The organism is Rothia sp. HMSC061E04, from assembly GCF_001813685.1.
GTDB classification, from domain to species: Bacteria; Actinomycetota; Actinomycetes; order Actinomycetales; family Micrococcaceae; genus Rothia; species Rothia mucilaginosa.
In genome coordinates, this window is record NZ_KV813698.1 from 357,401 (window position 1) to 369,606 (window position 12,206).

Genomic DNA, 12,206 nt, shown 5'->3' on the forward strand with positions numbered 1-12,206 from the left:
AGTTCAGGTTCGGTTAGCCGCGCCCGGAGATGAGGGCGAGAATCGCCTCCAGGGGGCCGCGTCCGGCAATGGAGCGTGCCATGCGCGACCAGAGGGTGCAGATGCCCAGGGCAATTGCGGAGCCGAGCAGAAGGAAGGCGCTCCAGTACACGGCGGTGCCCCAGCCTCCGGTGGCGATGTAGTGCTCGCCCACGGTGAGAGCCTTGACGGTAGGGCCTGCGTAGATGATGATTCCGCTCAGCACAATGGAGGCGCTCAGAGACATCTGGCCCAGGCGGGCGATCGGGGTGAGCATTCCCGCCTGTGCGGAGAGCAGTCGCGCACATTCTGCCCAGAAGTACAGGGTTGCCGCCAGGTTCAGGGTCAGCAGCACCTGCGGGCTGTTGAGGAAGCCCAGCTCGGTGTAGGGGTTGAAGGTGCGGTAGACGGCGAGCGCCAGTACAGCGAGTACTACGGGGATTGCGAGCTTTGCCTGCAGGTTGTCGTAGAGGCGCACAAGCACGATGCCCAGGCACATGACCCAGATGAGTTGCGCGCTCTGCGCGTGGTTGACGCCGTGGTTTGCGAGGAACGGCAGCTGCATGGCGGTCCACTGGTCGGCCCGAGCGGCTGCGTCCATGAGGAGGGTGTAGGTCCAGGTGATGAAGGGGCTGGTGACCACCGCCAGCACGGCGACCGCCCACAGGGGCAGGTGCACGACGAATAGGGTTAGCAGGGTAAGCAGCGCCAGGTGCACGAGCATGTCGAAGGGCAGAGAGTATGCGAAGCCCTGCGCCGGTACGGTCACGCCGGCTTGCGGCAGGTAGGTAGCACCCTGCATGAGTGCCACACCCAGCAGAAGCAGCGCGAGGAATCGCACGATGGTTCCGGCGAAGAGTTGCGGGAAGTTCGCGGTGCGTGCGTAATGCCAGGCGGCTGCGCCCAGAATTGCGGCGAAGAGCGGCTCTGCCGGTACGAGGGTCTGCGGGATCCAGAACTTCCAGGACACCGGGATCAGTTGCAGCCAGTATCCGAAGGGGATGAGCAGGCTGAGCACGGCGAAGGCGCGGGCGAGGTCGAGCCCGAGGTCGCGTCGGGTGACTCCGAGGGAGGCGGCACGTGCCCCGCTGCTGACGGTGGGGATGGGTTGTGTGCGCCCTGCTGCCATGTCCTCGCTCCTTGTAGTGCCGTGTTTGAGAGTCTGTGCGCCCTGCTAGGGCTACGCCAGGGGGTGTGCCCTGCCAGGGTATCTGCCGCATCCGGTGGTGTGCGCCGGACGCGCTGGCATAGGTGTTAAGTGTAACGGTGGAAGCTGTGTCTGCTCGGGTGGTGGCGCGGAGGTTTTGCTCTCATACCGTTTCTCTGTCGGCTGCTGGCTGGAGCTTCTATCCCTGTGGGTGAGTGCTGTTCAAGTGTTGTTGCACGAGGTTAGGTGTGTACCATTGGTACGTTCTTAAAGGTGGGGCAACCCCGCGGGAGCATGATTTCGCTCCTTTTGCTGTCCCAAACGCGCCCCACCTGCACACACCACGTTGAGGTTTTATGTTTTCGACTTTTTCCCCGCTTTTCTTGACGGATTTGGGGACTTCTGGTGCTCTTCTTGCTTCGGGTACGACTCTGTCGGAGGGATCGAGCCACGATAGCGGCCAGTTTGTGTCCATTTTCTGGATTACATTGGTTGCGTTGCTATCGCCGATTCTTTCGCGCCTGACGGGCAAGAAGATTCCTGATGTGGTTTTCCTGCTCATTTTTGGTCTGCTGATTGGCCCGAATATGCTCAACCTTGCCAGCAGTGAGGGCGGTATCCCGCTGCTGAAGGAGCTGGGCTTGGGCATGCTCTTTTTGATTGCGGGCTTTGAGATTAACGTGTCGTCGTTGCGTAGCCGTCAGGGTTATAGCGCTATTACCACGTGGGTGATGTGCTTTGCTTTGGGTATGACTGGTGCGGCGGTTATTACGTCGTTCTCGCATGAGCTGAATACGTATATTGCGGTGGGGGTGGCGTTGAGTTCCACGGCGTTGGGTACTCTGCTACCAATGTTGAAGTCTCACGGTGCTGCCGGTACGCCGGTGGGTAATGCGGTGCTGGTGCACGGTGCCGTGGGTGAGCTTCTGCCGATTTTCGCTATTTCGTTGCTGTTGTCTTCGCGTTCGCCGGGCATGGCGATTGTGGTGTTGCTGGCGTTTATGGTGGTTGCGGTGATTACGGCGCTGATTCCGCATCGTCTGTCTGCGCATGTGCCGGGTCTACGTCAGATTATGGCTGCGGAGGCGAATACGACCGGTCAGACGGTTCTGCGTCTTGCGATGTTCCTGCTGGCGACCCTGATCATGTGCACTGCCCTCTTTGATTTGGATGCAGTGCTCGGTGCCTTTGCGGCGGGCTTGATTCTGCGTACTCTGACCCCTCCGGCGGCTTTGCATATGATAACTCGCCGCCTTGAGGTGGTTGGTTTTACGTTCATGATTCCGCTGTTCTTTGTGGTCAGCGGTATGGGCATTGATGTCTCTGCTGTGGTGGCTAATCCTTTGGGTCTGCTTGCCGTGGTGGTGGGTATTCTGCTGTGCCGCGGCGTTCCGGTTCTTTTGGTGGAGCATTTCTTCGATACCCGTTCGGGGTTGACTACTCGCGCGCAGAAGGCGCAGTTGGCGTTGTATTCGGCTGCGGGTCTGCCGATTATTGTGGCGGTGACGGAGGTTGCGACCAGCTCGGGTCTTCTGGAGGAGTCCACGGCGTCGCTGCTGGTTGCCGGCGGCGCGCTGACGGTTCTGCTGTTCCCGCTGTGGGCGTTGGGTATTCGTCAGGTGTTTGGTTCTGGTCAGCCGGAGCAGCAGGCGCCGAGCCGTAAGGAGCAGATGAATGCGTTGAAGGCTCAGCGTAATGCTCAGACGAAGCTTGCCACGGGCATGATTCCGGTGGTTCGTTTGAAGTCCCAGCCTGGCTCTGAGACCCAGCCTGATTCTGAGACCCAGCCTGAATCTGAATCCCCGGCTGATGCTCAGCCCGGCTCTTCCGAGGCTACGGGCGCTTCCGCTGGTTCTAGCGTTGCGTCCCGAGCAGCCTCTCGTGCTGAGGCAAAGAAGCGTAAGGGTTCTGCGGAAAATACGGGTTCTGCAGAGATCTAGCTGCGGCTACGGTACGGTTGCCTTCGGCGTTTCAAGGTCGGGTTACAAACCGGTTTGAGCGGGTATCTCGCTTACAGTCACCACAACCTTATGTGGGATTAAATTTATAAAACCACACAATACCAGGCAGTTAAAGCCCTGCAAACCAACATGCATCCCACATATAGGATCAAAACCCACCGCATCCTCTCTTGAGGCTGCGGTGGGTTTTTTGCACCCGAAAGACCCTATAAACCGCGGAAAGATGAGAATCTTCCTTAAATTCGGATTTTTTATGCAAATATTACAGAACATGACGTGTCTTAGCTTTCACGACTGACACTTTGTCCTATAAAATTGAAAGCGGACAGGGAATTTCCCTAAAACACACATAAACCAACATACATACACAGAGTCGCTTCCGCCCCAGCGGGAGCTGGAGTACCTCCCCTCTCACACACGGGAGGCGCCCCTTTCGGGAGTATCCGCGACGATACCCCCGGCGGCTCCCAACCACGGAGGAGGATCATATGGGTCAGAAAGGTAATTATTTCTAACCTCACATCTCAAAGGCCTCGCACTGAATCCTAAAGATTGTCTGCACACACAGTCATTTCCGAAGGAAATATCATGCACCAACTACTCCTCACCGCGAGCACTGGTGGCGTAGAGCTGGACTTCCCGGCCTGGCTCCGAATTACGCACTTTATCAACTTCATTATGATGGGCTTCCTGATTCGTTCAGGTTGGGAAGTTCTCGCCTCTCACCCCCGCCTGTACTGGAACAACCACTGCACCCCGGGTTCTGAGTGGCTTAAGTTCACCAAGGACAAGGTCCCTACCACCCCCGGCGCATTTACTGCGCGCGATGACCAGCGCACCCTGTCTCCCCTGATTTCTCTGCCCGGTAAAGCCCAGATTGGTCTGGGCCGCGCATGGCACGCGCTGGTCACCGTCATCTGGATTGTTAACGGTCTGGTATATGTCTCCCTGCTATTCCTGACCGGTCAGTGGCGCCGCATCGTCCCGACCAGCTGGGACATCATCCCGCAGGCATGGGAATCCATCCAGATTTACGCTGGCTTCCAGATTCCCTCGATTGAGCACTTCCAGCCGTACGACGCTCTGCAGCAGATCATGTACTTCACTGTGGTGTTCATCGTGGCACCGCTGATGATTGCAACCGGCCCGATTATGAGCCCGGCATTCTGCGGCCGCTTCCCCGGCTACGTGCGCCTCTTCCGTAACCGCCAGACCGCACGTTCCATCCACTTCCTGGGCATGGCGTTCTACTGCGTCTTCACCGTCATTCACGTGGCGCTGGTGTTCGTGGTTCACCCCCAGTACAACATCGCCCACATGATGCTGAACAAGCCCTACAACGAGGTGGACGCAGCACAGTTCGCTCAGGCAGTCACCATGCTCATTGGCGGCATTGTCTTCGCTGTGGCTCTGTGGATTTTCGCTTCGTACTGGTCCCTGCGCGACCTGCGATTCACCCAGACCTTCATTTGGGGTCTGACCCAGCCGATTCGTAACGTCCTGCTGGACCGTATCACCTCCCGTCAGGTGCAGAAGAAGACCTTCACCGATGCCGACATCTCGCCCTTCCACTGGGTTAACACTCGCCCGCCGACAGAGCGTGAGAGCACCGAGTGGAACCGCCTGAAGGAGCACGAGTTCGTTGACTACCGCCTGGAGCTGGGCGGCCTGGTGAAGGAATCCAAGTCCCTGAGCATTGACGAGCTCAAGCAGCTGGGCAAGGAAGTCAACATCACCATGCACACCTGCATGCAGGGTTGGACCGGCATCGCCAAGTGGGAGGGCGTGCGCCTGCGCGACGTTCTCGCACTGGTCGAGAAGACCGACGAGGCACGCTACGTTATGGTGACCTCCTTCGGCCATGTGGGCCACACCTACGACGGCCGCCCGACCGAACCCTACTACGAGTGCCTGGACATCTCCATGGCAATGGAAGATGAGACCATCCTGGCGTGGGGCATGAACGACAAGCCCCTGCCCGATGTGTACGGTGGCCCGCTCCGTCTGCGTGCGGACTCCATGCACGGCTACAAGATGGTCAAGTGGGTTCAGAAGATTGAGTGGATCAAGGACTACCACGATGTTGGCGATGGCCAGGGCGGTAGCCGCGAGGACTCCGGTCTGCAGCACTTCGACGCACGCGCCTAAGCACCCTCACGGGGCGCTACGACGCTAACCGTCGATACACCACCCTATAAAGCACAGAACGGTGGCGGGAAACATGGGCCCGCCACCGTTTTTGTGCACTCATGACTGTCGCCTCGCTTCTGCAGCTAGAAGCCGCGAGGACATAAAGAAACCGCCCGGGAGCCTTAGCTCTCGGGCGGTTTCTTTAGAGGTTTGCCTTCTGGCGCTGCACCTTAAGCGTCGTAGATGATGACGTCCAGGGTACGGGGGCCGTGCACGCCCTCCACGCGGATCAGCTCGATATCACTGGTTGCCGACGGACCGGAAATCATGGTCACAGGGCGGGTGTAGGTGATACGCTCGATCGACTCGGGAACCAGCTCCACCACGGTGGAACGGGGAACCACGCAGATGTGGTGGTCGGGCACCAGGGAGATGGCGCGGCGACCCTCATCGGGGTTGGTGTTCAAGAAGATCGTGCCGGTCTCTGCGCAGGAGACGGTCGAACCGGTGACCACAGCGTCAACTGCGTCCAGTTCTTCCAGGCTCAGGCAGCCGGGCTTGAGGGTGCTACCGGAGTCGGTGACGCGCTTGCGGTCAGCGGTGTCAGCCGGCAGCCACTCCATGTTCAGGCCCTCGGGAACCACGTAGGTGGACTTTTCACCCAGTCGCTCTGCGATGACCTTGGAGATGTTCTCCTTGTTCGCGTGGAACACGTTTGCCTTGTAGTCAATGAGGCGGTCGACGAGCATCTCAATGGTCTGCTCTTCGTTCAGCTCGCTGACGCGGCGGTAGTTACGTACGGGCTCGGGGGCGACGGGTGCGTCAGCCAGGGACGAGCGGATACGTGCGAGGATATCTTCCTTAGCAGAGGACATTAGTTGTTCTCCTTAGCTTCACGGGCTGCCTGGGCGTCCATAGCTGCCTTGGCGTTTGCTGCCGCCTCAGCGACCTTACCCTTGTTTGCCTCGATGAGGGCCTGAATGTCAACGCGCTCAGCGTTATCGCGTGCCGGAGCCTGACCCTTCTCCTTCTTCCACCAGTTGCGGAAGGATTCCTTGGGGGGCTCGGGGATGTCGCGGTAAGCGGTCCAGCCGCTGACGATACCGGGAACAGCGGTGATCTTGTGCTTGCGGCCGCTGATAAGGCGGGACATGGGCAGACCACGCTCTGCAATCGACATCATCTTGCCGGAGGTGAAGAGCTTCTTCGCACCGAGCATCATGCCGTCCATCTGCGAGAAGGGAGCCTTCTTGTTGCCCTCGAACTCGCGGACAGCGTGCTGGGACTCAACATCCTTAGCGCGCAGATGCACGAGGACCTCAGGGAAGTTAATCTTCACGGGGCAAACTTCGTAGCAAGCGCCACAGAGAGAGGATGCGTACGGCAGGGAGTTGTTCTCTGCAGCCTCGATACCGGAGAGCTGCGGGGACAGAATCGCGCCGATGGGGCCCGGGTAGGTGGAGCCGTAGGCGTGACCGCCTGCGCGCTCGTACACGGGGCACACGTTCATGCAAGCGGAGCAGCGGATGCAACGCAGTGCCTGGCGACCCAGCTCGTCGGACAGAACGGCGGTACGGCCGTTGTCGATGAGGATGACGTGCATGTTCTGCGGGCCGTCACCGGGGGTCACACCGGTCCACATGGAGGTGTAGGGGTTCATGCGCTCACCGGTGGAGGAACGGGGCAGCAGCTGCAGGAATGCCTCGTAGTCCTGGAAGGTGGGCAGAATCTTCTCAATACCCATGAAGGTAATGAGGGTGTCGGGCAGGGTCAGGCACATACGGCCGTTACCTTCGGACTCCACGATGGTCAGGGTACCGGTCTCAGCAATACCGAAGTTGGTGCCGGAGACTGCCACGGTGGTGTTCAGAAACTTGTTACGCAGGCGGTTACGGGATGCCTCTGCCAGTTCTGCCGGCTCATCGGTGATGTCCGGGTTAATACCCTCAATTTCGCGCAGGAAGATGTCGCGGATTTCGCGGCGGTTGCGGTGAATTGCGGGCACCAGAATGTGGGAGGGGCGGTCGTGGCCGAGCTGGACGATTTCTTCTGCCAGGTCGGTCTCGATAGCGTTGATGCCGTTTTCTTCGAGGAATTCGTTCAGGCCGGTCTCTGCGGTTGCCATGGACTTAATCTTGATGATTTCGTCCACGCCCTGCTCGCGGATCAGGTCCAGAGCGATCTGGTTTGCCTCGGTGGCGTTGCGTGCCCAGTGCACGTGGCCGCCTGCGGCGGTGAAGTTACGCTCGAACTGCTCGAGCAGCTCGGGCAGGTTCGCCAGAACGTAGTTCTTGACGGACTCACCGGTGTTACGCAGGTCCTGCCAGTCGGGCACCTCTGCGGTGACGCGTGCGCGCTTGTTACGGATCGCGTGGGTCACGAAGCGCAGGTTGGCGCGTAGCTGCTCGTTCTTGAGCTCTTCCTTCGCGTACTTGGGGAAGGGGGTTTCTTCGAAAATGTTGCCCTCGCCGTAGTGAACGACCTTGGGCATACCAAGCTGAATAGCGGTCATGAGGTCTTATCTTTCCTTAGCCGATCGAGAGCTCAACACGCTCGGAGTTAATCTTGAGCGGGTTTTCCTTGGTGGATGCGAGGATCTCAGCGAAGTGGATGGTCTGAACGTCCGAGCCGCGACGCATCAGCGCACCGCCGATGTTCATCAGGCAGGAGCAGTCGCCGCCGGTGCAGACGGAAGCACCGGTTGCTTCAACGTTGTCTGCCTTGTCGTTGACCATTGCGCCGGAGACGTCAGCGTTCTTGAAGGAGAAGGTACCACCGAAGCCGCAGCACTGGTCCATGCCCTCGAGCTGGGTGTACTTGATGCCTTCGACGGTGCGGACCAGGTCCTGCTGGCGGGTGCCCAGGCCGAGCATACGCATACCGTGGCAGGAGCTGTGGTAGGTGACGTGCTCGGGGAAGTAGGAGCCGAGCTGCTCGGCAGCGTTGGTGATGCCCAGGATGTCGATTAGCAGCTGGGAAAGCTCGAAGGTGCGGGAAGCAATCTGCTCTGCCTTCAGAGCCAGCGCTTCGTCGCCGCGGCTACGTGCGACCATTGCCTGCTGGTGACGCAGGGAAGCAACGCAGGAGCCGGAGGGTGCAACAGCTACGTCCCAGTCCCAGGAGTCGAAAGCTTCAACGTGGTTCTTGATGACTTCGTAACCGTCATCGAAGTAGCCGGAGTTGACGTGCATCTGAGAGCAGCAGGTCTGGTTCGGGGGGAAGACAACCTCGTGGCCCAGGCGCTCAAGAATTTCGACGGTGGCGCGTGCTACGCGGGGGTACATGCCGTCAACGATGCACGTGGAGAAGAGTGCAATGCGCATGACTTGTCCGTCCTTTCCTCTGTGTTCAGAGTTTCTCGGTCTCACCGTCTGCGTCTGGGGCAGGCGGGGCACAGTCCGAACAAGTTCGGTCTTCCAAAGAAGCGACTCAGATGTATTGAGTCGGGGAAGCTGGGCCGGATGGTTCCGGCTAATGTGCGCGCCCCAAGTGGAGGTGGGATGCGGTGGGATCAGAAACCGTGGTGATGTCTTTTATCTTCCTAGCCATTTAACACCGTTGGGCGGCTTTTCTCTAGTTGAAATAGCACATACTTTCCTTGTTAAATAACCAGTTAGGTCATCCTGACCTTAAGGTACACTTCCCTACCTTCCGGTATATATGACCTCATCTAGTTTTTACCCTCGCCCCACCCCCTATACCTCTTTATTTATTGAACGTTTATCAAACGCACATCTTCGGCGGCTAAACCCCCTAGAAATCCGCCTTTCTGAAGCATTAATGATTGTTTTGTGGGGTGACTCCTCTTTAACACAACATTCTTTTCAGGAATGTGTCCACAGTTGAAGGTTTCTTACTAGATAAGCCAATCGTTCATACACCCAATTCTTTACGCCTTCAGAAATATTCGAGTTTCAGAACCTGGCATTAACTGTCAGAGCCGCAATATTTCGGTAAATTCACAGGGCCCAACCCCACCAAGCACCCCTTAGCTGCGAAAATGAGTCAGGTCACTTTTGGTGAATCACCACACTATCCGGTACTCTTCTAAACATGCGATCAATGGTCTGACCACATCCCCGCATGGGAAACAACGACTCGTTCCCCGGCGGGATTATCTATGGTCTGACCACACACAAGACACACCCTGAACCAAAGGAGTTCCAGTGGAAACTTATACCGCTGTAACCAATGCAGTGGGAGGTAGCCTCGGCCTCAGCGCACTCGTGGCAACCATTCCCCTCCTCACCTTCTTTGTGATGCTACTGGGCGTTAAGGCACGCGCTCACTGGTCCGCACTCGTGGCACTGGCAGCATCTATCCTCGTAGCAATCCTGGGCTTCCACATGCCCGCTGACCTCGCCGGTCTGAGCGCCGTCCGCGGTGGCATCTACGGCCTGGTCATCTGCTGGGTTATCCTCGGTGCAATCTGGTTCTACCAGATCACCGTCCTTTCCGGCCGCTTTGAAGATCTGCGCCGCGTCTTCGACCGCCTCGGCGGCGGCGACCTGCGCATCCAGGCTATCCTCATCGCATTCTGCTTCGGCGGTCTGCTCGAGGCACTGGCTGGCTTCGGCGCTCCCGTTGCAATTACCGCAACCATGATTCTCTCCCTGGGCGTTAAGCCCCTTAAGGCTGCTGTCACCGTTCTGATCGCTAACACCGCACCCGTGGCATTCGGCGCAGTTGCTGTCCCGATCACCACCGCAGGTGACGTTGGCGGCAAGGACCCACACGTTATCGCAACCATCGTTGGTCACCAGGCTCCGTTCCTGGCAATGCTCGTTCCCCTCATCCTGCTCGTCATCCTTGACGGCATGCAGGGCCTGAAGGACGCTTGGCTGCCCGCACTGGTCATCGGCGTTTCCTTCGCAATCGCACAGTGGGTCACCGCTGCTACCCCCGCATTCAACCTGACCGACGTTGTTGCTTGCATCGTCTCCATGGGCGTTGCTGTGATCTTCCTGCGGTTCTGGAAGCCCCGCGGCGTCGCAGGCGTTCGTGAGCGCTACGGTCTGCCCGCACAGTCCGAAGAGAAGGAAGCTCTGCCCGCAGTTCGCGTCTGGATGGCACTGCTGCCCTACGTCATCGTTGTCGCAATCTTCGGTATTGCTAACCTGCACGCCGGCCTGAAGGCATGGCTGAAGAGCTTCGTCATCAAGATTGACATCCAGGCTCTGAGCTCCCGCCTCGTCACCGCTGACGGCAAGCCCGTCAAGGACGCTGTCTACAACTTCACCTGGATGTCCAACCCCGGCACCCTGCTGATCATCTCCGGCCTGGTTGTTGCTGTTATCTACTTCTTCTTCAACGAGAAGGGCCGCTACGCCTTCAAGTTCCCGGCGATTTTCACCGAATTCGGTTCCGTTGTCTACCGCATGCGCTGGTCCATCCTGACCATTGCTTCGGTTCTGGCACTGGCATACGTCATGAACTTCTCCGGTCAGACCATCGCTATGGGTACCTACCTGGCAGGCCTGGGCACCGTCTACGCATTCCTCGCACCGGCTCTGGGCTGGATTGGTACCGCTGTGACCGGTTCGGACACCAGCGCGAACGCACTGTTCTCCAAGCTGCAGGTGTCTGCTGCTGAGAACCTGCAGCAGGCAGGTATCCACGGCGCAACCCCCGAGCTCATGCTGGCTGCTAACACCACCGGTGGTGTGGTCGGTAAGATGATCTCCCCGCAGTCGCTGGCTATTGCTGCTACCTCCGTGGATATGGAAGGCAAGGAATCCGAAATCCTCAAGGCTGTCCTCCCCTGGTCCTTCGGTATGCTCGTGGTCGTCTGCATCCTGGTCTTCCTGCAGACCAACATTCTGTCCTTCCTGGTTCCCTAATCTGAGGCTCACCCCTTAGAGAGTTCTTGAGGTGAAAACCTCAAGGACCATAGGACATTCGCCCCGGTATTCGCCGGAGGCCATGGCGGGGCGGCGAACCTTCTCGGTTCCGCCGCCCCGCTTTTTATGCCCTTACCACTCAACGAATAGCCCGAAATATCTCTGAGATATCTCAAACGCAGAAGTATTTCTTTTCGTTATCAGCCTCGTTATCAGGAGAGATCATGCCTCGTTCTTATGACGACTCCCAGCCTACAGGGGCAGTCCCTGCGGGTGAGCGTCAGCCGATTCTGGCGGACCGCAGCTACAGCATCATTCTGGAGACCTTTGAGCGGCGCCTGCGCCTGGGTGAGTTGCGTGTGGGCGATAAGCTCCCTTCCGAGCGTGAGCTGGCGGCACGACACGGTATTTCCCGCCCCTCGGTCCGTGAGGGTCTTCGGGTTCTGAACGCGCTGGGTCTGATTCGTTCCAGCACCGGTTCGGGACCGAAGTCGGGTGCGATTATCATTTCGGAGCCGTCGGATGCGCTCAGCTGGGCGTTGCGCATGCACATTGCGACCCGTAGCCTGCCGGTGAAGGACGTTGTCTCAACCCGCCTGCTGTTGGAGGGCCCCGCGGCCCGTGCGGCAGCCGCTGCACCGGACACTCCGGAGCGTGCGGCGGCGCTGGAGCGGGCGCGCGCGCATTTGGCGGAGATGGACGAGCAGATCAGCGATGAGCGTTTCCATTTCTGCGATACGCGTTTTCACTATGAGCTGTCGAAGCTCGGCGGCAATATTGTGCTTGATACGGTGATTGACTCTCTGCACATGGCGACGATGAGTTATGTGCAGGAGGCGGTTCCTTTCCTAAAGGATTGGGATGCGGTCAAGCGCACGTTGCAGCAGCAGCATTACGGCATTATTGAGGCGATTGCCTCTCACGATGAGCAGGCAGCCTATGAGCGGGTGTGCGAGCACATTACGTGGTTTTATTCGCTGTCTGACCGTGCTGCGGAAGAGCGGACGCGGCAGCATCCGGCGCGGGATATTCTGCACGAGGATTTGTGCCACGAGAACATTCACGCCGGCTAGGATGTGCCACTCAACCTCATAACCCCACATAGCTAAA

Annotated in this window: 8 protein-coding genes; 4 read left to right on the plus strand and 4 right to left on the minus strand. The window is 58.6% G+C overall.

Going from position 1 to position 12,206, the window contains the following annotated elements; all coding sequences use genetic code 11:
- Nucleotides 1-13 precede the first annotated feature (13 nt).
- Nucleotides 14-1,147, minus strand: coding sequence for a hypothetical protein (locus HMPREF2927_RS04380; protein ID WP_070685872.1), 1,134 nt, complete (start codon nucleotides 1,145-1,147; stop codon nucleotides 14-16).
- 374 nt (nucleotides 1,148-1,521) lie between these two features.
- Between HMPREF2927_RS04380 and HMPREF2927_RS04385 the strand changes: the two genes are divergently transcribed.
- Together HMPREF2927_RS04385 and HMPREF2927_RS04390 are read left to right on the plus strand one after the other, a co-directional pair.
- Nucleotides 1,522-3,105, plus strand: a complete 1,584-nt coding sequence (locus HMPREF2927_RS04385; RefSeq protein ID WP_070685874.1) for a cation:proton antiporter — start codon at nucleotides 1,522-1,524, stop codon at nucleotides 3,103-3,105.
- 609 nt (nucleotides 3,106-3,714) lie between these two features.
- Complete coding sequence (locus tag HMPREF2927_RS04390) at nucleotides 3,715-5,274, plus strand: molybdopterin-dependent oxidoreductase (RefSeq protein WP_070685876.1); 1,560 nt, start codon at nucleotides 3,715-3,717, stop codon at nucleotides 5,272-5,274.
- 212 nt (nucleotides 5,275-5,486) lie between these two features.
- Here the strand turns inward: HMPREF2927_RS04390 and HMPREF2927_RS04395 are convergent, their stop codons facing one another.
- From HMPREF2927_RS04395 to HMPREF2927_RS04405, 3 genes are read right to left on the minus strand one after another with little or no spacing between them, the layout of a single operon-like run.
- Nucleotides 5,487-6,131 carry a LutC/YkgG family protein gene (locus HMPREF2927_RS04395; protein ID WP_005504632.1) on the minus strand — a complete coding sequence of 215 codons (645 nt, stop codon included), beginning with the start codon at nucleotides 6,129-6,131 and terminating at the stop codon, nucleotides 5,487-5,489.
- A complete protein-coding gene (locus tag HMPREF2927_RS04400; protein ID WP_049353896.1) occupies nucleotides 6,131-7,768 on the minus strand; it encodes a LutB/LldF family L-lactate oxidation iron-sulfur protein in 1,638 nt (545 codons plus the stop codon). Before HMPREF2927_RS04400 ends, HMPREF2927_RS04395 begins: the two co-directional genes overlap by 1 nt.
- Nucleotides 7,769-7,784: 16 nt before the next feature.
- A complete protein-coding gene (locus HMPREF2927_RS04405) occupies nucleotides 7,785-8,579 on the minus strand; it encodes a (Fe-S)-binding protein (protein WP_005504630.1) in 795 nt (264 codons plus the stop codon).
- A gap of 843 nt (nucleotides 8,580-9,422) precedes the next feature.
- Here HMPREF2927_RS04405 and HMPREF2927_RS04410 point away from each other — a divergent pair.
- Together HMPREF2927_RS04410 and HMPREF2927_RS04415 are read left to right on the plus strand one after the other, a co-directional pair.
- A complete protein-coding gene (locus tag HMPREF2927_RS04410; RefSeq protein ID WP_070685878.1) occupies nucleotides 9,423-11,096 on the plus strand; it encodes an L-lactate permease in 1,674 nt (557 codons plus the stop codon).
- A gap of 224 nt (nucleotides 11,097-11,320) precedes the next feature.
- Entirely contained in the window at nucleotides 11,321-12,169 is an 849-nt protein-coding gene (locus tag HMPREF2927_RS04415; RefSeq protein ID WP_070685880.1) for a FadR/GntR family transcriptional regulator, read from the plus strand.
- The last annotated feature ends 37 nt before the right edge of the window (nucleotides 12,170-12,206 follow it).